The following is a 22,418-nucleotide window of genomic DNA, read 5'->3' on the forward strand; positions in this document are numbered from 1 at the left end:
TGCATTTATCCACAATATGAAAGGGTCTTATGACCCTTTTTTAATCAGCTCATATAACGTGCAGTATTCTGTGTTATAGACTTCAACCGCCTCAGCGGTATTCAGTAATTCACCGACGCGGTATTTAGGATAAGTAGAGAAAATAATCCGCTTATCTAAATTAGTCAGCATAACTCTGTGGTTATTGAACAGCGGAAGTAATTCTTCTTCGACTTCACTGACCAGCACATCAATTGCCGCCACGCCGATGAAACGCTGGTGCAAATAAACCGGCATCGCAGACGTTAAGGTATAAGACGTATTACAAACGTAATCGACATAAGGGCCGTGAATATACGCCTGGCCGTTTTCCTGAGCATCTTTAAACCACTCAAAGGTCCTGAAATCCAGCCGCTGCTGGGTGGCCTGATCCAGGTCGAGATTCACCTTTTTCACGCCGTCGGCCTTTTTGTACCACCACTCCAGCAGCCAGTACTCTTTCTCTTCCGTGCTGCCTGCAATGTGACTGGCAAAGCCAGAGCCTGAGCAGTAAGGCGTTTCGTTCAGCGTCTCTTTGATGTGTTCCTGGATGGTTCGTTTTACCGCGGGATCCAGCAGCAATTTATGATCGCCGCCGTGAAACGCTGCCAGCGTGGACTCAACCTGCCCGGCAAGCGCGATGGTTGCCTGGATGGTGGTGGTAATGATGTCGTCAATCTTACTGGTAAAAGGGATGAGGCTTGCAGGTACATTCATGGCGATGCCCGTGTTGTTGTGTCAGTTTTATTTATATTTTAATTTGCTTTCAATGAGATAGAAGGTGAAGGTGTCGATGAGTTGCGTGGCTAATCGCACCGCCTCCTGCTCGTGATGGGTTTCTAGCGCGGCGATCAATTCGGTATAAACATCAATCACTTCCCGATGAATGGCTTCATCACGGTAAAGAATGGCCACCAGTGAAGCCCATTCGGCCTGCAGCAGCAGTTCCTGATTGGCAAGCCTTGCGGACTGAGAACTGGCGGAAAGTGCCAGCAGGCAGCGCATATCTGCCTGAGTTTTTAGCTCCGGCGTGCTGGCCGATTTCAGTGCGGCAACAAACTCCCGTAGCCGGGTGATATCCGCGCTGGTCATGCGTCTGGAAGCCAGCTTTGCGCTGTGGCTAATTATGGCGCAATGCATTTCGCCGAGGTCAGAAATATAGTCTGAGCTGATGGTCTTAAAAGGGTGGAGCGGCGTCTGAAATTCGCCGCTATTTTCGCAAACAAAGCTGCCGCCATTTCGCCCACGAACGGTGTGGATTAAATTATTCGCCCGCAGAGTATTTAAGGCTTCGCGTATTGTTATGTGGGAAACGCCCATCATTTTGGCAAGGTCGGCTTCATTAGGAAGCTGCTCATTTGCCTCAAGCAAACCAGTAATAATTGCATTTGAAAGCCGCTGCACAATTTGATCGGATCGACTTGCCTGTCCTATAGGTGCGAATATTACTGCGTGAGTAATCATAGTGCTCTCTGATTAAAATTCCCTGAATCAACGGTTATTGATAGCACAGCCCGGGCCTTTAAGAAAGGCATCGACGGGCTACCAGAAACGGCGGTTTTCACCGCTTGCCCGGCATTGCAATGTAAAAATATTGTTAAATTGTGGGGTCGATCATGTTGCTATCAAGCGCAGATTGAAAAGTCGCCACTCAAAAGATATTACATAATATTGTTTATGTTTAATCTGAGGAAAAGGCGATGCAAACCCTGAAGCATTTTATCAACGGGCACTATGTGGCGGGCCAGCCAGCCACATTGTTTGACCTGGTCAGCCCGGTCAACGGCGAGGTTTATGCGCAATCCCCTGACGGCGGCGCGGAAGAAGTTAACCAGGCTTACGCGGCGGCAAAAGCGGCGTTCGCGGTATGGAAACATTCCCTGCCGTCCGAGCGGCAGCGTGCCTTGCTGAAACTTGCCGATGAAATTGAACGTAATGCCGCGCGGATTGTGGAGGTGCAAAGTCAGGAAACGGGGCAGCTTAAACACTTTATCGAGCGCGATGAAATCGCGGCGTCCTGCGACGCTATCCGCTTCTTTGCCGGGGCAGCCCGTTGCCTTGAGGGGAAAGCTTCCGGGGAATATGCCGCCGGGTTTACCTCAACCATTCGCCGCGAACCGCTGGGGATTGTCGGGCAGGTGACGCCGTGGAACTACCCATTCATGATGGCCGTTTGGAAAATCGCGCCGGCGCTTGCGGCGGGCAACACCGTGGTGCTGAAACCGAGCGATACGACGCCTATCAGCACGCTGATTCTGGCCGAAATTGCGGCACCTTTGTTCCCACAAGGCGCATTCAACGTGGTGCTGGGCAAAGCGGGGACGGGCTCGCTGGTGGTATCCAACCCGGAAGCCTCGTTGGTATCGATCACCGGTTCCGTTCGCGCCGGGCTGCAGGTTGCCGCCTCTGCTGCCGCCAACCTGACCAAAGCGCACCTCGAATTAGGTGGCAAAGCGCCGGTGGTGGTGTTTGCCGATGCGGACATGAACAAAGCGGTCGAGGTGATTACCGCCGCCGGTTTCTCTAATGCCGGGCAGGATTGCACCGCTGCCACGCGTATCATCGTTGAAGCCTCCGCCTACGACGCTTTCCTTGAAAAGCTGATTCAGAAAACCAAATCAATCACCTTCGGCGAGCCGGACGATCGCGAGGCTTTGTATGGTGCCCTCAACAGCCGCAACCAGCTGGAGCAGGTGACGGGCTTTATTGAACGGCTTCCGGACCATGCAAAAATTGAAACCGGCGGCAAAAAGGGCGTGGGCCCCGGCTACTACTTTGAGCCGACGATCATTTCCGGGCTGAAGCAGCGCGATGAGGCCATTCAGCATGAAGTTTTTGGCCCGGTGATGACTATCCAGTCTTTCAGCAGCGAAGAAGAGGCGCTCAGCAGAGCCAACGACGTGGAATACGGCCTGGCGGCAAGCGTCTGGACCAGCAGCCACAGCCGGGCGCAGCGCTTTAGCACCCGTCTCGATTTCGGCACCGTGTGGATCAACAACCATATCCCGCTGTGCGCGGAAATGCCCCACGGCGGATTTAAAAAGTCCGGTTACGGCAAAGACCTTTCGTCTTACTCCCTCGACGAATACACCCGCATCAAACACATCATGTGCGATATCACTGAATAAGGATCCCTGCGATGAAAAGAGTTAATGCTGTTGCGCTGTCGCTGTTTTTCTTTTCAACCCTGGCGCTGGCTGAAAGCACACCGCTTTCCGTCGTGAAAAATTATATGGCCGCGTGGAATGCCCACCAAGCCGGGCAGGCGGCCCAGTATCTTGCCAGCGACATGGTTTATTACGACGCCGCCGTCGGCACACCGGTTGAAGGGAAAGAAAAAGCCGAGAAAGAGGTGATTGGTGCGTTTATTAAAGCGGTGCCGGACCTGCACTGGCAGATGACCAGCGAGCCGGTTTATAACCACGACACCATCGCTTTCCGCTGGGCGTTCAGCGGCACCAACAGCGGCGAGTGGGGCGGCAGCCCGGCAACCAACAACCCGATCAAGTTTGAAGGCGTGAGCTTTATCAAAGTCAGCCACGGCAAAATTACCTGGCAGGGCGATTACTACGACTCGAAGAAACTCGACGAAGAGCTCAAACCTCGCCAATAGCCTGCTGCACGCCGCTCCCTGGTGGTTATCGGTGGGCGGCGTGACGGCAACCCGTTACCATAAAAGACACTATAGTTAACAGGCTTATCGCGTAGCGAAGCGGCAGGGAGTTTGTTATCATTTGGTTAACAATATGTCTATACCCTAAATAATTCGAGTTGCAGGAAGGCACCAAGGCCGTGAATCCTCAGGAGCATAGATAACTATGTGACTGAGGTGAGTGGATGCAGGTGACGCACATGCAACTTGAAGTATGACGGGTATAAAGGACTGATAAAAAAGGTTATCTATGTCTATTACCCGACGTGACTTTCTTAACGGGATGGCAATTGCAATTGTCTCTGGTTTAACGCCTCTGGAACTGGTGAGGGCAAACGGCAAAGCACCCGGCAGCGCCGTGATAAATGCAGATTACTACCCGCCGGGGCTAACGGGTCTGCGCGGCAACCACCCTGGCTCGTTCGAAATGGCGCACGCCCTTGGGCGCGAGCACGAAAAATTCGACTTCGGCAAGCTGCCGGTAGAAGAAGAGTACGACCTGGTGGTGGTTGGCGGCGGGATCAGCGGCCTGGCGGCAGCCTGTTTCTGGCGCGAAAAAATGGGGAAGGAGGCCAAAATCCTGATCCTCGACAACCACGACGACTTCGGCGGGCACGCCAAGCGCAACCAGTTCAACGTCGGCGGCAAAACGCTGCTGGGCTACGGCGGCAGCGAATCATTCCAGTCGCCGAACAGCAACTTCAGCCCGGTGGTTCACGGCCTGATGGATTCCCTGGGCGTCAGCATCACGCGAATGAAAAGCAGCTTTGACGCCACTTTCTACCCGGACCAGAACCTGAGCCGCGGCGTGTTCTTCGACAAAAAGAACTTCGGTGAAACCAAAATCGTCAGCGGCGACCCTGGTCGCGCGGTGTCGGACGATATTCCACCGGACAGGCTCAATGGCCGCAGCATCGAAGCCTTTATCAATGACTTCCCGCTGAGCGAGGCAGACCGCAAGGCGCTGCTGGATCTGCACGTCAACCCTGCCGATTACCTGCCAGGTATGACGGTCGAGCAGAAAAGCGAATGGCTGGATGTCCACAGCTATCATGAGTTCCTCGAGCAGAAAGTCGGCTTAAGTAAAATGGCGCTGATGTACTTCCAGCAGCGTACCAACGACTTTTTTGCCATCGGGATTGAAGGCGTGAGCTGCAGCGACGCGCGCGCCTGTGCGCTGCCGGGCATGGAGGCAATGGGGCTGCCGCCGCTGGATGGCGAAGCGCTGGCCGACCTTGAAGAGCCGTACACCTACCACTTCCCGGACGGCAACGCCGGGCTGACGCGCCTGATGGTGCGCAAACTGATTCCTGACGCGCTGCCGGGCAGTACGATGGAAGATTCCGTCACCGCAAGGCTGCACTACGAGCTGCTGGACAGGCCGGAAAACGGTACCCGCATTCGCCTCAACAGCAGCGTGATTAACGCCGCAAATGTCGATAACGGCGTGGTGGTGAGCTATGTCAACAATCAGAGCGGCAAGCTGCACCGCGTGAAGAGCCGCAACGCCATCATGGCGGGCTACAACATGATGATCCCGTACATCGTGCCGGAGGCGCCGGAGCAGCAGAAAGAAGATCTGCGCCTCAACGTCAAAGCGCCGCTGGTCTACACCAACGTGGTAGTCAACAACTGGCGTGCTTTCAAAAACACCGGGGTGCATGAATTCTATTCCCCGGCAGCGCCGTACAGCCGCGTGAAGCTTGATTACCCGGTCAGCATGGGCGACTACCATCACCCGCAAACGCCGGACGACCCGATGTGTATCCACATGGTATATGTGCCGACTTATCCGGGCAGCAACATGTCCCCGCGCGAGCAGTTCCGCCGGGGCCGTGCATTCCTGCTGGGTTCTACCTTTGAAGCCCACGAGCAGATGATCCGCTCTCAGCTGCAGGAGATGCTGGGCCACACCGGCTTTGACCACGAACGCGATATTGCGGCCATCACGGTCAACCGCTGGGCGCACGGCTATGCCTACTATGCTAACGCCCTGAGCGATGACATGGAGAAAATGCCGGAAATTATCAACCGTGCCCGCCAGCCGATAGGGCGCATCACGATTGCTAACTCTGACTCAGACTGGAGCGCTTACGCTCACGCAGCTATCGACCAGGCATGGCGTGCAGTCAACGAACTTGTGGCAATGGGGTAACCAGGAAATGAAACGTATTTTAGCGGCTATCTCGATCCTCTTTTCTGCCAGCGGCTACGCTGCCGTATCGCAAGGTGAGTATGTGGCGCGCGCGTCAGACTGCGTCGCCTGCCACACCGTAGACGGCGGCCAGCCGATGGCCGGAGGCAAAAAGTTTTCCACGCCGGTGGGGGATATCTACTCCACCAACATCACGCCGGACAAAACCCACGGCATTGGCGATTACAGCTACGAAGATTTCGAGAAGGCGGTTCGCCAGGGGATAGCCAAAGATGGCCACGCCCTTTACCCGGCGATGCCTTATCCTTCCTACGCCAAAATGACCGATGAAGACGTGAAGGCGCTGTACGACTACTTTATGAAGGACGTTGCCCCGGTGGCTACCGCCAATAAAGAGAATGATATTCCGCTGCTGCTGTCGGCCCGATGGCCGCTGCGCGTGTGGAACGGCCTGTTCGTGGATGACGTGAAATCCGGCGGCGTGGTGGTTGAGGCCCGCGGTGATAACGCGGAGAAAATTAAACGTGGGGCTTATCTGGTGCAGGGGCCGGGCCACTGCGGCGCCTGTCATACGCCGCGCGGTATGGCGATGCAGGAAAAGGGCTACGATGATTCCAGCCCTGAATTCCTGAGCGGGGCGATGATCGACGGCTGGTATGCGCCTTCCCTGCGCGGCATGAATATGTCCACCCAGGAAGTGAAAGACTTGCTGAGCAAAGGCCGCAGCCAGCATCACGCTATTGCCGGCCCGATGGGCGAAGTGGTCACCCAAAGTACCCAGTACCTGACGGATGCCGACCTGGAAGCTATCGCGCTGTATATCGCCAACTTCAAGCCGCAAAAACCAGCCGCCACGCCGGTGAATGCTGCCGTGGTTTCTCAGCCGTCCGACGGTAAAACTCTCTACATGCGCTACTGCTCAACCTGCCACAGCCCGGACGGGGAGGGGACTGACTTTAACGTGCCGTCGTTGGTGGGCAACTCGGCGGTGATGGCGAAAGATCCGTCCTCGCTTATCCGCGTGATCGCCGACGGGGCGCATACGCCGCAAACCCAGGGCACTATTCCGTTCATGATGCCCGGCTATAAAGGCGTGCTGTCGGACAAAGAGATGACCGATGTGGTGAACTACGTGCGTGGTTCCTGGGGTAACGGTGCGCCTGCGGCAACCGAAGCTGAGGTGAAGAAGATAACCGGCGAAGGCAAATAGTTCAGCCAGATAAGTTTAACCGGGGCCTTAATGGCCCCTTTTTTGCGGGGCTAGATTAGCCTGGCCTCGTGAAATTCGCTATCATCCGGCTCCACTTCCCAGCCGGGCAGCCCAATGTCTACGATTATTGATACTTTTATTGCCCCGCCTTGCTTTGATGAGATAGAGATTCTTTATCAGGACGAGCATCTGGCGTTGATCAATAAACCTTCCGGCTTGCTCAGTCTTTCAGGGAAAAACCCGCAGAATCTTGACTCGGTGCATCATCGGTTGGTGCAGATATTCCCAGGCTGCACGCTGGTGCATCGCCTGGATTTCGGCACCTCCGGGCTGATGGTGATTGCGTTGAATAAGACTATCAATGCTTTGCTCTGCCAGCAGTTCAGCCAGCGTTCGGTTGCCAAGGCGTATACCGCGCTGTTGTGCGGGCATCTTGAAAAAGAGGAAGGAATGATCGACGCGGCGATTGCCAAAGATCCGGCGCTGTTTCCGCTGATGTCGATTTGCGCCGTCAGCGGCAAACCTGCTCGCTCGCGTTACAAGGTTATTGAGCGGATTTATCGGGAACTTGAAAATGGTGCTCGGCTGCCGTTAACGAGGGTCCAGCTTGCGCCTGAAACCGGACGAACCCACCAACTGCGCATCCATGCGCAATATCTTGGGCACCCGATTCTGGGCTGCGATCTGTATGGCGGGCTGGTGTTGCCGGGCACTGAACGAGTGCCGCGGCTGATGCTGCACGCCAGCGAACTGCATTTTGTTCACCCCGTCAGCGGCGAACCGGTGGCGGCCAGATGCGACAGCCCATTCTGACGGGGAAACGTGTTGCGGCAGACATTACTCGTTGCCCCACTGATTCAGAAACTCAGCGATTTCGTCAATGCGCTGTTCGACAAGGCCAGCCTCAACGGCCATCTCACCCTGCGCTTCCTCGCTGATTTCCTCGTTATTCATTAAGCGGGTAATCAGCAGCTGGAAATAGTGCGCCACGGCATCACGCTCATTCTCAGCAACCGGCTTTGCCGATTCCGTCGAGTACTCGTCCGCGATGTCGTAATATTTCAGGTCGATTTCGTTGTTCATGGTCATCTCTGGGTTTGTTAGCCTGGCCGGGATGATAACACTGTTCAGCCAGATTCAGCGCGCTAAGGCGTGACAGAAATACTCGCGGATAAGCCTGCCACTAACTCAACGCCTGCCGGTAGCCTGTCGATATGGATGCGTACCGGCACCCGCTGCGCAAGACGTACCCAACTAAAGGTAGGATTGACGTCCGGAAGGCCGAGGTCGCCTGTTTCATCGTTGCTGTCGCCGATGCCGTGGCCGATGCTGTCCACGTGGCCGGGTATCACTGCGTCGAAGCCCATCAGCGCTATCTTCGCGCTGCTCCCCACGCGAATGTGCCGCAGCTTTGTTTCCTCAAAATAACCGACAATCCAGAAGCTTTTGGCATCAATAATGGCTATTTTTGTCATGCCTGCGGTGGCGTAGTCGCCGGGGCTGAGCCTGAGATGCGTCACGTAGCCCGTCACCGGTGCTTTAACGGTGGCATGAGCCAAATTGAGCTGTGCCAGTTCCAGTGCCGCCAGTGCGCCCTGGTAGTTGGCGACGGCCACGTTTGCCGCACTGCGGGTTTGCTGTAAATCTTCTTTAGATATCACGCTCTGCAGCTGCGTGCGCCGCGCGGCAGAATCCTGGCGCATCAGCATTTCGTGGCGCTTTACTTCAACTTCCGACTGGGCGCTGCTGACGGCAAGTTTTAGCCAGCGCGGATCGATAGAGTAGAGAATATCGCCGCGGTTCACCCACTGGTTGTCCTTCACGGCAACGCTACTCACGGGGCCAGAGACGTCAGGTGCAATCTGCACCACGTCGGCGCGAACCCGGCCATCCCTCGTCCAGGGGATTTGTGATTCACGTTTCCACATCATAAAAGCGATAATCAGAGCCGCGGCAGTCGCAATGAGCGTCAGCGCGTAGCGGCCGGTCAGAGCCAAAAACGATTTCATACGATAACCCCCTGAGCGTTCAGCCCATGCAGTATCAGGAATGCGGTGAAAATATAAGCGGCGAAATCAATCAGTGGCCGACAGGGCAGGGGGCGGTAAACCCCGCTGCGCATCAGTAACGAAAGTAGAAAAAGAGTGCAGAGCAGCGCGACGAGCGCGATGACCAGCAGGGCGGGGAAATAAATGCCGCCAATATTCACGTCACCGATCATCGACTTCCTCCTTACCTGAAATATTCAATGCACAATACAAATCTATTAGCCCGCAATTTAGCCGCCGGGTCAGAGCATCCGACGCCGGAAAATGCGCGTTTATCAGCGATAAAACCTTTGCCTGAATTTTTTGAACGTCTGATTCACTGGACAACATGCCAAGCACTTCATGAACCTGTGCGGCGCTTTCTCGCTGGAGGTGAATCAGCAACTGTCTCAGGTGCATTGTGGCCAGCCCGGCACGCAGGTAATGCAGCATTTTGTTAAGAATTTGCTCTGCGGACTGTTCGCTTCGTTGCAGGCGCGGCAGCAGTAACGCCGTTCTGTCTATCATCAGGTTTGTCCAGGCGACATCATCCGGGATGAAAGCGCCTTTGGCACTGAGTTTGACGTCGCGGCGGCATAGCTGAAGCAGGCGATTTATTGCCGCGTCGGCCCGCACGGTTTGCAGCAGCCCCATGCCGAACACGGCAAAACCGATCGCAATGAATAAAGCTGTGGCGATGTTAAGCGCTACCGCGAAGTCACCGCCGTAGTGGGGTCCAAGCCCGGATAGAATGGGGAGCGTCAGCGTGATGCCCATGGCCATAAACGTCGTCGGGGGCCTGGCCTGCAGCGATCCTGCCAGCAAATAGACGGGTGCCAGCGCGGCGGCCAGCACGCTAAATGTGGTGATTTGCGGCAAAATCGCAAAGCTGTAGAGCAGGCTTATCGCCACGCCGTAGAGCGAACCAATGACATATTTAATGAGATGAGGCCCGGGCGTATCGAAACTGCTGAACAACGTACAGCAAACCCCAATTACCGACACCGCAGTGGCCCCGTCCGGCCAGGCAGAATAAATCCACACCAGGCATCCGACCAATACCAGAGTGAAAGCGCCCAGCGCGGTCTTAGCCGCGGCCAGACCGTCGCGATGCAGCACATTGCCTTTGGCTGGCGGCTCGTCTGCCAGCACCTGGGGTGACTGTGCGAGCGCCTGGTACAATCTCTCGCACTGCAGCAGAAGAGTGATGGCTTCACAAAGGTAGGCGGCAAAACTCGCCTGCAGCATATCTTCTGGCCGGCGCGCTGCTGCAGATAACATTTTCGCTAACGCCGAGCTTTGTTTTTCCAGCGCTTCGCCCGTGATTTGAGGCTCACCGTTCAGCCAGCTTCGGACTTTTTCCTCCAGTCTCAGCAACTGCGGATGCAGTGCGTTTATCATCTGCCGGCGTTCGCTCAGTTCGCTGTTCACCACCAACAGACGAGCAAACTTATCGTGCAGTTTTTTTCTGGCCTGGCCGATGGGTGCGGAAAGGGCAAAGTCAAAGGGAACATGGTGGTTGAGGCTCTGCAAAAGTTGAAGCGGCAGGGCCATGTGCAGATGTTTAAAGCCTGAAGACGGCCCGTCGCTCAATGAAGTCGCCACGGCCAGCCGCGCCGAGCTCAGCGTTTCTAATACTTTGGCGTTAAACAGCCCGGCGATTCGCTTCGGCAAAACATAGCGGTGAACGAGGCTCGCGCAGAGTATGCCCAGCGAAATCTCCTGCACGCGTGTGATGGCCGTATCGAAAATTGAACCGGGGTCGTGCAGGGCTGGGAAGCCGATCAGGCTGGCCGTGTAGCCTGCTAACACAAAGGCGTAGGCGCGGGGTGTGCGCTCAAGCAGCGAGAAATAAAGACACAGGGCGATCCAGCCGCTGAGTACCACGCTGCACAGAATCGGCATATTGACAAACGCCGGCACGATTAAAACGGTCGCTGCGGCACCAACAACCGTGCCCGCCAGACGATAAACCCCTTTGCTCAGCGAGGCACCCACCGTTGTTTGTGAAACGATGTAGACGGTAACGATGGCCCAGGAAGGCGTCCCCAGCCCGATAGACAAAGCGAGGTAATACGCCAGCATGGCAGCCGCGAAGCTTTTGGCTGCATAAAGCAGGGCGTTAGCGTCATTCCCCAGACCAGGGGCCACATGCTTTCCCCACAAAGGGGGAAGGTGGCAGGCGTTTATTTTGTTCATGGCGGCCATTATTGCCGCGTTACAGCTATCGCTAAATATCCTATTCTGTCAAAAAATCCCTAAATGTTGCCAATCAGCATGAAGCCACTGCCCGCCACGAGCCTGTACGATCCCGATCCCGCGCAAAGCCCGGCGATAGCGCGCCGCCTCGATTTTGTTGATTACGGAGAGGAGGTGCCGGTTCACGTCCACCGGAAGGGGCAGCTCATTATTGCGCTTTATGGGGCGGTGGTTTGCCGGGCTGAAAATGAGATATGGATAGTCCCGCCCGATTGCGGGGTTTGGATCCCCGATGGTGTTCCCCACAGCGCCAAAGCGACCTGGAACGCACATCTGGATTATTTGTTCGTAGAGCCGGGAGCCGTTGCGCTGCCGGCGAAATGCTGCACTTTAGCGATTTCCCCGCTGATCAAAGCCCTGGTTGGGCGCTTAACCAGCGAGAGCGAGGAATATGCCCCCGACAGCCACGCAGCCCGCCTTGCCAGAGTAACACTCGATGAATTAGCTACCATGCCGCAGCAGAATTTCAGCCTGCCCGTTTCGGCTAATCCCAAAATACGCGCAATGGCTGACGCGCTGGTCAGTCAGCCTGAGGACCGAAGCACCTTAAAAGCATGGGCAAAACGGCTGGCGCTCAGTGAACGCTCCCTGGCCCGGCTGATGGTGCATGAGACAGGGCTGACTTTTGGCCGCTGGCGACAACAGCTCCATTTAATTATTGCGCTTAAGGAGCTGGCCAGCGGCGTAGCTGTGCAAAACGTAGCGGCGCAGTTGGGCTACGAATCCGTGAATGCGTTTATCACCATGTTTAAAAAGACCATGGGCAGCACGCCAGCACAGTATTTTGCAGAACGAAAATCAGAAGGGCTTTCAGGCTGAGGCGGGCTGTTAACCCGCCGAAAAGAATCAGTGAGTTTCTTCCACACGCAGGGCTTCCTGCACCGCTGGCCTCGCGTTTATTGCGGCCAGATAGCTGGCAATAGCGGGCCACTGGTTTAAATCGATTGATAACATTTTGCCCCAGCTCAGGACGGTATAAAGATAGGCATCAGCCACGCTAAAAGTGGAGCCGGTCAGATAAACCGTCTTTGAGAGTGTGTCCTGAACAAAATCGAGCCGCTTGAAAAATTTTTCGCGGAAGATGGCTTTAACCTCTTCCGGCAGCGAAGCGTTGAACAGCGGGGCAGACGCGGCATGAAGTTCGCTGGTAATGAAGTTCAGCCATTCCTGCAATCTTACCCGTGCCCAGCTTCCCGCCAGAGGCGCGAGCCCCTTTTCCGGGCGAAGATCGGCCAGGTACTGCACGATAGCCGTGCCTTCCGTCAGGATCTCCCCGTTGTCCAGCTCCAGCGCGGCAACATAGCCTTTGGGGGTGACGGTGAAAAAGTCTCGTCCGTCGGCGGTGCGCTTAGTTTTGTTGTCCACTTTGATGAGTTCGAATTCCAGCTCTAATTCACGCAGGACAATGTGAGGTGAGAGCGAGCAAGCTTTTGGGGCGTAATACAGTTTCATGGCATCTCCGAAAATGGGGGAAACAGGTGTACAGCGCCTGACCCGGCGCTGGATGCACTATGATTTAGCCCGTTATCTCTGTAAAATTAATCATCCATTAACTAACTATTAGCTGAGCTACTGATAACGATGATGAACCTTTTGCACTGGCGACTGCTGGTCGCGGTGGCCGATGCCCGCAACATTTCTCGTGCGGCGGAGGAAGTGGGCATGACCCAGTCAGGTGCCAGCCAGGCCATCGCGCAGCTGGAAGCTTCCCTGGGGTTCGCGGTTTTTACCCGTGAGCGCAGGAACATTGGCGTTACCGCGCTGGGGGAGCAGGTTATCTCTCATGCCAGGAGTATGCAGCGGCACCTCGAGGCAATCCGATCGCTGACCGAAACTTGCCGGGACTTAAGCGGGAGCCGTATTCGTTTGGGCAGTTTTCCGTCGGTGACATCGACGCTATTGCCCGGCCTGCTGCGGGACTTCAGGCGTTTGCATCCCGGCATTGAGGTCGTCGTGCTCGAAGGCATCGATGAAGAAGTCGAGCAGTGGATTGCTGAAGATACCGTCGAACTGGGCGTGGTGATGAACCCTGTTCCCGGCCGGGCTGACGTTATTCTCGGGCAGGATGCCTGGATGGCGGTGCTGCCTGCCAGCCACGCTATGGCGCGTGGGGCCAGATCCCGGGGAATAACCCTTGAAGCGTTGGCGGGGCAACCCTTCGTGCTGGCGACTGGAGGCTGTGTGGTAAACGGCGGCAGTTTAATGGCAGAGGCCGGGCTGCATTTATCTGACGTTCGCGTCACGGTCCGGGACTGGGTCAGCGCCTGTATGCTGGTGCGCGAAGACATGGGGGTGGCGATAGTGCCAGCGTCCACGCTGCCTGAAGATACGCGCGGCCTGTGCGTGGTGCCGCTGACGCCGGGGCTGCATCGTGAGTTTGGCCTGGTCTGTTCTTCGGCAGGAAAAACGTCCCCGGCGGTTCAGGCCCTGGTAACCCGACTGCGTAAAGCGGGATGAGCTAAACGCCGAACAGCTTTCACTGCCCGGTATTTATCTCCTTCGCCAGCGTTTGCAGCCTCGATTTCAGCCAGTTGGTCGCGCTCCGCTTCCCGCTTCGTTTGTGTGAATAAATTTTTATTTCAAACGGACGTATTTCGAACGGTAATGCAAAAATCTTTATATTCGTGGCCGGCATCAGTTTTTCAGCGGCAAAGCGCGGCAGCGCCATTAGCAAATTGCTCTCTGCCACGATAAACGGTGCGCTAAGCATCGACGGCGTCTTGATGGCTATTTGCCGTGTGTAACCCATTTGCTCAAGCTGCCTGTCCAGCACCCCTTGTTTCTCATTCCACGGCGTGACAACGATGTGCCTTGCGGCGAGATAATCCTCAAATGTCAGCCGTGTCCGGCTTGGGTGACTTATGACGACATACTCATCTGTAAACCAGCCGATTTCTTCCAGCTCTGGATGCCGGATGTCTTCAGACGTACTGAACCCTAGCGCCAAATCCACTTCGCCCGCCAGAAGCTCCGTCAGTGCCGGGGTATGAGGCAAGTAAAGTAACTCAAAGCTCAGGCCGGGCGCTTCGTGCTGCAGTTTGTGCATCAGGGCAGGGAAAATGCAAAAAGCGGTAAAATCCGTAATCGCTATTTGCAGGCGCTCTGTCGTCTGGGATGCGTCAAACTCCGGCTGCTGAGTCAGCTCGTGATCCAGATATTTCAACGCCGAAGCAATAGCAGGGGCGAGCTGCGTGGCGTACACGCTGGGGCACATCCGGTGCCCTTCCCGGTAAAACAGCGGGTCATTGAGCGAGGCTCTCAGTCTCGACAGCGCGTGGCTGAGCGCCGATGTGCTCATCGCCAGTTCATCCGCCGCCAGACGGACGGAACGATGGCGATAAATTGCGTCAAAAACAGGCAGAAGGTTTAAATCCAGTCGCCTTAAGGTTGGATGCATAATATTCATCATCTGGTGATTTCATTGCACTTAATTCGCCTGACAATAACCTTTATGCTTGGGGCCAGCAACGTTAACGCCATCCAGAAATAACAGGAAAACCAATGAGTATGACGATTCGTCAGGCCCGCCCGGAAGACGCTCAGGCTATTTACGACATGATCTATGAGCTGGCCGTGTATGAAAAAGCCCCGCAGGAAGTGATCACCACGCCAGAGGAGATCCGGGCGACGCTGTTTGACGCCGGTAGTAAAACTGAAGCGTTGATCTGCGAGACAGAAGGCAAAATTATCGGTTACGCCGTTTTCTTCACCAGCTACTCGACCTGGCTTGGGAGGAACGGTATCTACATGGAGGATTTATATATCTCTCCTGAGTATCGCGGCAGGGGAGCGGGAAGATCGTTACTGAAATATATCGCGCAGTGTGCGGTGCAGCGACAGTGTGGCCGCCTGGAATGGTCTGTCCTGGACTGGAACCAGCCCGCGATTGATTTTTATCTGAGTATCGGGGCATTACCGCAATCGGAATGGGTTCGTTACCGCCTGGATGGTGAAGCATTATTGAAATTTGCCGAATAAAAACAGCATGATATTAAAACTCCCGCTGCGGCGGGATTTACGCAGCTGATAGCGCTTATGTGCAGAAATGTGATGGGTTGTTTTTATGGTAAGTTATTAATAATATTAATTGGCATTATGCAGGGCTGGGTGTTTAGACATAAATATGCACACTTTATTTCAGCTGTGGCATCTGGTGTTCAAAATCTGCCCACGTTAGAGTGATTGTCTGGTTTTTAGCGTGGGTGACAAAATGAAAGTATTAAGTATCGTCGGTGCAACGCTGTTGGCAACATCCTTCCATGCCGCAGCATTTGTTTCCAATTCTTCTGTTCACCCTGAGCAGACGGCGAGCGTGAACAATAGCGCCGCCAATGGGCATGCGATTCCTTCCGAAGCCAATTACGACATCACCAAAATTATCCCGATTGCGGGCTGCAACTGCGCATTTTGCACCGCTTTGCGTAGCGCGAATTTATAATCCGATCTTACTGTTTCAGGCCCTGTTTATCGTCATGATTGCGGGCCTGAAGCTGCCTGTTTGCTCGCGTCAATCCGCTAGTCATACCACGGTTGTCGATCGCTGGTGGCAATTTCCATGCTGACAATCAGCTCTTCCGGGACGATGCGCGTCAACGACAGCTCCGGCAGATCGTCAATGGCGAAGAAGCCGATATCGGTAGATTCATGGCTAATAGCAAGGTTGCCGCCGGTTTCTTCACACAGAAAAATGATCTTGTAGACGTGCCAGGGCAATGGGGGATGACCGTGCAGGTTGCGGTCCCACACGCCCAACAGTTTGGTCACCTTCACTTCCAGCCCGGTTTCTTCCCTTACTTCCCGGCAGACGGCAGCGGACGGGGTATCGCCCACATCGGCCCAGCCGCCGGGTAAGCTCCACTTCCCATCGTCCGCTTCTTTGACCATCAGCACTTTGCCGTTGCGAATGACAAAAGCGCGAACGTCGGTTTTTGGCGTGGCGTACCCGGATTCCGAAACAGGATTTAAGGTTTCTGCATCAATGTTGAAACGGGAACGGAGCAGGTCTTCGGCGATGTGACGGAGGGTTTCGTAACGTTCCTTGTCAAACACATCTTTGGCGTATGTCAGCCCGTTCTGGGCGATAGCATTGAGTTTCTGAGCGACTGTGTGGATATCGGTCTCTTTGATGGCGTCCGGCATTGTTTTCACCTGTGTTGTGCAGAAAGAAAAACTCAGTCAGTGCACAACCGTAGCAGTAAAATCAATGGATTAAAATGTGAGTAGAGCAGGTTTCGCGAGGCAGTTTCCGGCTAACCCCCTCATTTCTGGCATTATCTTGTTGAGGATCTTTGCGCTATTCTGGGTCTACTTTCGGATAATGATGAATAACGACTTGCCATGAAATGGACTGCTTCGCTAATTTTGGGACTTACGCTCACCTCACCAGCTCTCGCCATAAACTTGCCCGAACCAGCGCCTGTTAAAAGCATCGAAGTAGTGCCCGGTACGACCGTACGCTTAGGGCCTGGGATCAATACGGCTTATCGCGTGACGACTATGGCAGGGCTGAGCAGCGAAGTCTGGATATACACCGACTGCCGGACCGATGATAAAACGCTGCTGTTTATTAATGCGCAGGCGAATAAAAGTTTGCGCGTCTACGCGGTCAGCTCCATCAACCGCTATACGCCGGGGACGGCATTCGAGCCGGATGCGGACAGTCCGTTTATGACCACGCCAGGGCTGGATCTCTGTAAGCAGAATGTGCCGGAAGCGAAGTGGGCCGGTGTCCCTTCCGCGAGTCAGAACGGTGAAAAGCGGTTTGTTGATGTCTCTAACAGCCAGCGTGAAGGGGCAATACTGAAAGCCCGTCTGGCGACAGACTTCGACAAAATCTATCACGAAGAAAAATACGGTGCGCCTTACTCGGTAAAAATCGAGGATGTGGTCTTCAACTGCGTAAAAGCGGAGGGCATCGCAACCCGTACTTTCTCGCTGGATAACCAGGGAATGGCAACGGACACCTCAGCTGGGGAAAATAAAGTCCTCTCGCCGGAAACTGCAAGCGTTGCAAAAACGCTTTGTGGCGTCAGCAATCTGTCGAGCTACAAAGGCACGGGCGCGCTTGTCCGTCGTGACAAAGAGGCGGCCGATACCACGCCCGCTAAGCCGGATTTAGACAATAACACCCCGGCGGCATTGCAGCGGTTTGCCCTTCCGGCGCAGGTGACAAATGCTATTGATAAAATCTTTACCGATCCGCAGCAAAAACCGGCTTTTCGCTCGATAAGTTTTACTCAGGTAAGCCAGGAAGGAGACGGCCTTACGCTTAGGGCAAAAGTCGATGCTCAGCCGGACGGCACGACGCTCACCGTGACGAAGATTAGCCTCGGCAATGCCGATTTCTATTCCCAGTATCAGCGCTTGTTTAACATGGTGGATGTGAAAAAGTGGGAAACCATGTCCGAAGCACCGTGGGTTAGCAAAAATCTGGAGAGCAATTTCACGCTCCCGGTGAAACCGGGCAAAACTTATTCCTCACGCAGCCAAGTTTACAACCAGGATAAGCCTGATACAGAGCAAACGCTAAGCCAGACCTGCGTGGCCGGTAAAGAATGGCAAAATGCTGCCGATATTCATCCTAATTTCCCTGGCCGCTACCTGGAGTTAATCTGTAAACAGGATCTCGGCGACGGCAAAGAAGCCAGCGGTGACTATGCCTATTTTGAAGACCTGCGCATGTTTATTCGCTTTGGTTATCAGGAGAAGGGTGAGGCGAAGCGGTTTATCTATAGCGATGTGAAGGTGGTGCGGTAGTTTAGCGTCATTTCCAGCATTTCATATCTGACAGCAGCATTCTCTTCTCACGGATGCTGCAACTCAGCCTGGTCTGCTGATGTGACTCTGGCCGCAGATTAAGTGGTTTATTCATATTCATGATTAAACGTAAAAAGAATAAGGTCACTGTATAGGCACAATCGTTTATACAGCAATGATAGGTTTATAACTTTTTTAAATTACTACTTCGCGCACAGTAGCTTTTCGGAAATTAAATAATAACCCTGTCACCCAGGGGGCAATACTACTAAAAAAGGAATGACAAATGAAGGCAAGAACGTTATTTATCTTATCAGTTTTGGCAGTGTCATTTAATGTCGATGCATTGACTCAATTCAAACCGGCTGTTTTAAATGCTGCTCTTTTGTTTGATCATAATCCAACTACCGGTCACGTAAAGCATAGTGTTCAGTCGATTAGAGATGAGCAAGGAAAACTTCTGGTGATGACGGAGGTTAAGTACGATCGCAGCGGGTGTTTCACTAATATCAATATGGTTGATATGGTCAATGGTCGAATTTTCCATGTAGCCAATAAAGATGGAGTACTAAGCTCTTTTGAAGGTCAGAGTATTACTGGAAAGGTTAATAAGAGCTGCGAAATAACTGAGCTTGAGAATGATCAGGGAAAATATACTCTCACTTATAATGTGCACGGTTTGCTTGAAAAAATGGTGGACAAAGATACGGGCAAAGTTGCAACGCTATATGAGTATCGCAATAGCCAATTCCCTGAGCGTATAAGAGATTACAATGAACCAAGAGACGATCGCTTTTTTTATCCATCAGGAAGCGCGCAATTCATGGACTCGGAGCTAGTATCAAAAAGTCAGTACTTCACCGTCAGGGTGAAGCAAAGCTGTACTTATACCGATGATGGTAATGCAGACAAATGCTCGATGATATCCTCTGTTAAGGATGATTATCACGGTGCAACACAGTTGTGGATGACTAGTCACGAAACAGAATATTTCTGATTCTAATAAAAATGGGCGAACCGATGCCAGAACTCAGGCGACTCAGTAATATCTGGTCGCCTGAACTCAACACATCCTTACCACATCAAATCGTCAGGTACGACGAAGTCCGCATACGGATCGTCTTCGTCTTTGGCTTCTGGAGTCAGTTCGCTGCTCAGCACAATAAAGCTGGCATCACGCTGTTTAATTTTATCGGCAACGCCTGCGGGAATAATGGCGTATTCACCTTCGGGATTTTTATCTGAAATCAAGCGGGCAATGGCCAGACGGCCTTTGGTCAACTGAGCCTGGGTCACTTTATCGACGTACACTTTTTTAATTAAGTTATTGTCCGTGAAGTTATAGCCGATATCACCCTTCGAAATAACAATGCGGTTCATTTCGATCAACTGTTTGATCTGCGCTTTATATTCTTTGGCTAAAGTGGCCTGCTTTTGCTGTTCGCTGAGTTCTTTATCGCGCTCAACCTGAGCCTGTTTGTTGGCTTCCACGGCTTCCCGCGCTTCACGAGCCTGTACGCGTGATTTTTTTGCGGTGCGCTGCACTTTGGCCACTTTTTTGCTGCTAACCAGGCCTGCTTTGAGCATCTGCTCTTGTAACGTAAGTTTTGTCATGTTCTTTTCGACGGCTGAGGGATCGTTGAGGGGATTATATCCTTAATGCTTCCGCTGATTCCATGCTGTGGATATGCAAAGCGCAATGCATTGATAGCATAGGATATTTTTAATGGCGAGTTTGAAAGAGACGGAGAGCAGAAAGGTGAAATCTAATGGCGTTCCCTGCAGGAATCGAACCTGCAACTAGCCCTTAGGAGGGGCTCGTTATATCCATTTAACTAAGGGAACGCGGCGGGCGTAGTATACCCGCTTTTCGAGGCAGGTTAAGGGGTTGGCGGTCCGTTTGCCTGGAAGATGAACAATTTACCCGTCACATTTTCCGCTCTTCGCTGAATTTCGGTCCAGTTCTTCCTGCTTCCGCTTCGCCTCGGCCTTCTTCTTATTGCTCATGTCGTTGCGGATCTGTGCGTGGCTGATCAGCGCGAAAATGAACGTTCCGCCACAAATATTGCCGGCTAAAGTGGGCAGAGCAAACGGCCAGAAGAACTCGCTCCAGTGCAGCGTGCCGTTGAACACCAGATAAAGAATTTCGACCGAGCCGACCACGATATGGGTTAAATCACCCAGCGCAACCAGCCAGGTCATCAGCACGATAACGAAGATTTTTGCTGAGCCTGCGGCAGGGAACATCCACACCATGGTGGCGATGATCCAACCGGAGATAATGGCGTTAGCAAACATCTCGCCGGGCGGGTTCGCCATCACCTTCATGCCGATGTCGTCGAAGGCTTTGCGAGTGGCTTCGTCGAATATCGGCATAAATTCAAAGGCCAGCGCCGCCAGCGCGGTGCCGACGATATTCCCGAACAGCACAATGCCCCACAGCCGCATCAGCAGCCCGAAATTGCTGGTGGTCGGGTGCTGCATCACCGGCAGCACGGCGGTAACGGTGTTTTCGGTAAACAGCTGCTGGCGCGCCATAATGACGATGATAAAACCGAAGGTGTAGCCAAGATTTTCCAGCAGAAAATTGCCGGGTATGCCGACCAGGTTAACGTGAAAAATCCCTTTCGCCAGCAGCGAGGCGCCAATCGACAAACCCGCCGCCACGGCAGACCAGAACAGCGCCATGCCGTCGCGCTCCAGCTCTTTTTGCCCGTCCTGGCGAATGTGCTCGTGAATCGCCATCGCGCCGGAGGGCAGACGATCCTCGTCCAGTTCTATTTTCTTGCCGCTCGACTTCTCATCGCTGTCCACTGCCAGCTCATCGGTCTTAGCTATTTCATCGGGCTCGATCTTGTCCATCAGGGCGGTTCCAGGTCAGAAAGTGTTCACTTAAGCGTAGCGGTTTTTATCCCGCGTTTTTGGCGAATGGGAATAATCGCCCCGGTTTTGATCTGAATAAGCCAATTAACCCTAATGGAGTAGCCGAAGGCGTTGGGGGTAACCTGAAGAAAACAGGGCGATATGATATGCTTAGCGTCACCCGAGACAAGGAGCGCCTCCTGATGCTAGAAGCCCGACAACTGACCTGCCAGCGTGACGATCGCACGCTGTTCAACGCGCTGTCGTTTAGCGTTGAGCCGGGAGAAATGGTGCAGGTGGCGGGCAAAAACGGCGCGGGGAAAACCACGCTTTTACGTATTCTGGGCGGGCTGGCGCAGGCCGATGAGGGCGAAGTCTTCTGGCAAAATCAGCCACTGTACCGCCAGCGCGATAATTTCCACGGCGACCTGTTGTGGATTGGCCATCAGCCGGGGATCAAATCCGTTCTCACCCCTTTTGAAAACCTCACCTTTTTTCATGCCGATGTAGCTGAAGAACAGCTATGGGCTGCGCTCGCGCAAACCGGGCTGCTCGGCTTCGAAGATTTACCCGTCAACCAGCTTTCCGCCGGACAGCAGCGCCGCGCCGCGCTCGCTCGTCTCTGGCTTTCCACGGCAAAGCTATGGCTTCTGGATGAACCGTTTACCGCCCTGGACGCCGCCGGCATTGACGGCTTGACCCGGCGCCTGCAGCAGCACGCCGAAGCTGGCGGGATGGTTATTCTCACCAGCCATCAGCCGCTAAGTTGCGCTATACGGCAGATTCATTTGCAGGAAGCTGTTTATGATTAGGCGCATTTTCTGGCGCGAACTGCAGGTGGTATTTCGCCGTGGGGCTGAAATCGCCAACCCGCTGTGGTTCTTCCTGATTGTGATAACCCTGTTTCCGCTCGGCATTGGCCCGGAGCCGCAGCTGCTGGCGCGCATTGCGCCGGGCGTTATCTGGGTAGCGGCTTTGCTGGCCTCTTTAATGGCGATGGACAGGCTGTTTCGGGATGACTTTCAGGACGGCTCGCTGGAACAGCTGATGCTGCTGCCGGTGCCTTTGCCGCTGGTGGTGCTGGCGAAAGTGACCGCTCACTGGGTGGTGACTGGGCTGCCGTTGTTATTGCTTTCGCCGCTGGCGGCCCTGCTGCTCGGGCTGGATTTTTATGGCTGGCAGGTGATGGCCACCACGTTGCTGCTGGGGACGCCGACGCTGAGCTTTCTCGGCGCGCCCGGCGTGGGGTTAACGGTTGGTCTGAAGCGGGGCGGGGTGCTGCTCAGCCTGCTGGTGTTGCCGCTGACTATCCCGCTTTTAATTTTTGCCACCGCCGCGATGGATGCCGCCTCGATGCATCTGCCGGTGGAGGGCTATATGGCAATTCTTGGCGCGCTGCTGGCCGGCAGCGCCACGCTAAGCCCGTTCGCTACGGCGGCGGCGCTGCGGGTAAGCGTTTCATAACTTTATTTTTTGTTT

24 protein-coding genes and 1 tRNA gene are annotated in these 22,418 nt (G+C 54.2%); 13 read left to right on the forward strand and 12 right to left on the reverse strand.

Going from position 1 to position 22,418, the window contains the following annotated elements; translation table 11 throughout:
* Nucleotides 1–27: 27 nt before the first annotated feature.
* Complete coding sequence (locus ACR6JA_RS10960) at nt 28–735, reverse strand: cache domain-containing protein (protein ID WP_494492747.1); 708 nt, start codon at nt 733–735, stop codon at nt 28–30.
* A 27-nt stretch (nt 736–762) separates the two neighbouring features.
* Entirely contained in the window at nt 763–1,482 is a 720-nt protein-coding gene (locus ACR6JA_RS10965) for a FadR/GntR family transcriptional regulator (protein WP_166872048.1), read from the reverse strand.
* Between the two features lie 236 nt (nt 1,483–1,718).
* Here ACR6JA_RS10965 and ACR6JA_RS10970 point away from each other — a divergent pair, with 236 nt between their 5' ends.
* The 5 genes from ACR6JA_RS10970 (at nt 1,719) to ACR6JA_RS10990 (ending at nt 7,848) form a co-directional block, all read left to right on the forward strand.
* The gene (locus tag ACR6JA_RS10970) at nt 1,719–3,146 is read left to right on the forward strand and encodes a gamma-aminobutyraldehyde dehydrogenase (RefSeq protein ID WP_213712910.1); all 1,428 of its coding nucleotides are present in this window, start codon (nt 1,719–1,721) and stop codon (nt 3,144–3,146) included.
* A gap of 11 nt (nt 3,147–3,157) precedes the next feature.
* Nucleotides 3,158–3,631: an ester cyclase gene (locus tag ACR6JA_RS10975; RefSeq protein WP_494492748.1), complete on the forward strand. Its 474-nt coding sequence runs from the start codon at nt 3,158–3,160 to the stop codon at nt 3,629–3,631.
* Nucleotides 3,632–3,920: 289 nt separating this feature from the next.
* Complete coding sequence (locus tag ACR6JA_RS10980; RefSeq protein WP_494492749.1) at nt 3,921–5,825, forward strand: NAD(P)-binding protein; 1,905 nt, start codon at nt 3,921–3,923, stop codon at nt 5,823–5,825.
* 7 nt (nt 5,826–5,832) lie between these two features.
* Nucleotides 5,833–7,035: a cytochrome c gene (locus tag ACR6JA_RS10985; protein ID WP_494492750.1), complete on the forward strand. Its 1,203-nt coding sequence runs from the start codon at nt 5,833–5,835 to the stop codon at nt 7,033–7,035.
* 114 nt (nt 7,036–7,149) lie between these two features.
* Entirely contained in the window at nt 7,150–7,848 is a 699-nt protein-coding gene (locus tag ACR6JA_RS10990) for an RluA family pseudouridine synthase (RefSeq protein WP_494492751.1), read from the forward strand.
* 24 nt (nt 7,849–7,872) lie between these two features.
* Here the strand turns inward: ACR6JA_RS10990 and ACR6JA_RS10995 are convergent, their stop codons facing one another.
* From ACR6JA_RS10995 to ACR6JA_RS11010, 4 genes are all read right to left on the reverse strand, one after another.
* Nucleotides 7,873–8,118 carry a DUF2543 family protein gene (locus ACR6JA_RS10995; RefSeq protein ID WP_494492752.1) on the reverse strand — a complete coding sequence of 82 codons (246 nt, stop codon included), beginning with the start codon at nt 8,116–8,118 and terminating at the stop codon, nt 7,873–7,875.
* Nucleotides 8,119–8,180: 62 nt separating this feature from the next.
* The gene (locus ACR6JA_RS11000; RefSeq protein ID WP_494492753.1) at nt 8,181–9,044 is read right to left on the reverse strand and encodes an efflux RND transporter periplasmic adaptor subunit; all 864 of its coding nucleotides are present in this window, start codon (nt 9,042–9,044) and stop codon (nt 8,181–8,183) included.
* Complete coding sequence (locus ACR6JA_RS11005) at nt 9,041–9,256, reverse strand: DUF1656 domain-containing protein (RefSeq protein WP_213712898.1); 216 nt, start codon at nt 9,254–9,256, stop codon at nt 9,041–9,043. Before ACR6JA_RS11005 ends, ACR6JA_RS11000 begins: the two co-directional genes overlap by 4 nt.
* Nucleotides 9,246–11,261, reverse strand: a complete 2,016-nt coding sequence (locus tag ACR6JA_RS11010; protein ID WP_494492754.1) for an FUSC family protein — start codon at nt 11,259–11,261, stop codon at nt 9,246–9,248. Before ACR6JA_RS11010 ends, ACR6JA_RS11005 begins: the two co-directional genes overlap by 11 nt.
* 78 nt (nt 11,262–11,339) lie before the next feature.
* On the opposite strand from ACR6JA_RS11010, the gene ACR6JA_RS11015 reads away from it, so the two are divergent.
* Nucleotides 11,340–12,140, forward strand: coding sequence for an AraC family transcriptional regulator (locus tag ACR6JA_RS11015; protein WP_494493245.1), 801 nt, complete (start codon nt 11,340–11,342; stop codon nt 12,138–12,140).
* 27 nt (nt 12,141–12,167) lie between these two features.
* On the opposite strand, the gene gstA is transcribed toward ACR6JA_RS11015, so the two are convergent.
* Nucleotides 12,168–12,773 carry a glutathione transferase GstA gene (gene gstA, locus ACR6JA_RS11020; protein WP_494492755.1) on the reverse strand — a complete coding sequence of 202 codons (606 nt, stop codon included), beginning with the start codon at nt 12,771–12,773 and terminating at the stop codon, nt 12,168–12,170.
* Nucleotides 12,774–12,902: 129 nt separating this feature from the next.
* Here gstA and ACR6JA_RS11025 point away from each other — a divergent pair, with 129 nt between their 5' ends.
* The gene (locus ACR6JA_RS11025; RefSeq protein WP_494492756.1) at nt 12,903–13,778 is read left to right on the forward strand and encodes a LysR family transcriptional regulator; all 876 of its coding nucleotides are present in this window, start codon (nt 12,903–12,905) and stop codon (nt 13,776–13,778) included.
* Between the two features lie 19 nt (nt 13,779–13,797).
* Here the strand turns inward: ACR6JA_RS11025 and ACR6JA_RS11030 are convergent, their stop codons facing one another.
* Nucleotides 13,798–14,730 carry a LysR family transcriptional regulator gene (locus ACR6JA_RS11030; RefSeq protein WP_213712890.1) on the reverse strand — a complete coding sequence of 311 codons (933 nt, stop codon included), beginning with the start codon at nt 14,728–14,730 and terminating at the stop codon, nt 13,798–13,800.
* 92 nt (nt 14,731–14,822) lie between these two features.
* Here ACR6JA_RS11030 and ACR6JA_RS11035 point away from each other — a divergent pair, with 92 nt between their 5' ends.
* Together ACR6JA_RS11035 and ACR6JA_RS11040 are read left to right on the forward strand one after the other, a co-directional pair.
* A complete protein-coding gene (locus ACR6JA_RS11035; protein ID WP_166872092.1) occupies nt 14,823–15,299 on the forward strand; it encodes a GNAT family N-acetyltransferase in 477 nt (158 codons plus the stop codon).
* A 232-nt stretch (nt 15,300–15,531) separates the two neighbouring features.
* Nucleotides 15,532–15,759, forward strand: coding sequence for a hypothetical protein (locus tag ACR6JA_RS11040; protein ID WP_071842849.1), 228 nt, complete (start codon nt 15,532–15,534; stop codon nt 15,757–15,759).
* A gap of 77 nt (nt 15,760–15,836) precedes the next feature.
* Here the strand turns inward: ACR6JA_RS11040 and ACR6JA_RS11045 are convergent, their stop codons facing one another.
* Nucleotides 15,837–16,460 carry an NUDIX hydrolase gene (locus ACR6JA_RS11045; RefSeq protein ID WP_494492757.1) on the reverse strand — a complete coding sequence of 208 codons (624 nt, stop codon included), beginning with the start codon at nt 16,458–16,460 and terminating at the stop codon, nt 15,837–15,839.
* 348 nt (nt 16,461–16,808) lie between these two features.
* Between ACR6JA_RS11045 and ACR6JA_RS11050 the strand changes: the two genes are divergently transcribed.
* Both ACR6JA_RS11050 and ACR6JA_RS11055 read left to right on the forward strand, forming a co-directional pair.
* The gene (locus tag ACR6JA_RS11050; RefSeq protein ID WP_494492758.1) at nt 16,809–18,077 is read left to right on the forward strand and encodes a hypothetical protein; all 1,269 of its coding nucleotides are present in this window, start codon (nt 16,809–16,811) and stop codon (nt 18,075–18,077) included.
* A gap of 286 nt (nt 18,078–18,363) precedes the next feature.
* Nucleotides 18,364–19,074, forward strand: a complete 711-nt coding sequence (locus tag ACR6JA_RS11055; protein ID WP_494492759.1) for a YnfC family lipoprotein — start codon at nt 18,364–18,366, stop codon at nt 19,072–19,074.
* A gap of 77 nt (nt 19,075–19,151) precedes the next feature.
* Here ACR6JA_RS11055 and ACR6JA_RS11060 read toward each other — a convergent pair whose 3' ends face one another.
* The 3 genes from ACR6JA_RS11060 to ACR6JA_RS11070 all read right to left on the reverse strand — a co-directional run bounded on the left by ACR6JA_RS11060 (nt 19,152) and on the right by ACR6JA_RS11070 (nt 20,939).
* Nucleotides 19,152–19,691 carry a DUF2058 domain-containing protein gene (locus ACR6JA_RS11060; protein WP_494492760.1) on the reverse strand — a complete coding sequence of 180 codons (540 nt, stop codon included), beginning with the start codon at nt 19,689–19,691 and terminating at the stop codon, nt 19,152–19,154.
* A 156-nt stretch (nt 19,692–19,847) separates the two neighbouring features.
* A tRNA-Arg gene (locus tag ACR6JA_RS11065) sits at nt 19,848–19,922 on the reverse strand.
* A gap of 75 nt (nt 19,923–19,997) precedes the next feature.
* Nucleotides 19,998–20,939, reverse strand: a complete 942-nt coding sequence (locus tag ACR6JA_RS11070; protein ID WP_494492761.1) for a formate/nitrite transporter family protein — start codon at nt 20,937–20,939, stop codon at nt 19,998–20,000.
* 203 nt (nt 20,940–21,142) lie between these two features.
* Here ACR6JA_RS11070 and ccmA point away from each other — a divergent pair, with 203 nt between their 5' ends.
* Nucleotides 21,143–21,751 carry a cytochrome c biogenesis heme-transporting ATPase CcmA gene (gene ccmA, locus ACR6JA_RS11075; protein WP_494492762.1) on the forward strand — a complete coding sequence of 203 codons (609 nt, stop codon included), beginning with the start codon at nt 21,143–21,145 and terminating at the stop codon, nt 21,749–21,751.
* Nucleotides 21,744–22,403 (forward strand): heme exporter protein CcmB, encoded by a 660-nt coding sequence (gene ccmB, locus ACR6JA_RS11080; protein ID WP_213712875.1) that lies wholly within the window; start codon nt 21,744–21,746, stop codon nt 22,401–22,403. Before ccmA ends, ccmB begins: the two co-directional genes overlap by 8 nt.
* Nucleotides 22,404–22,418: the final 15 nt, after the last annotated feature.

The organism is Cedecea sp. B1(4), assembly GCF_059414925.1.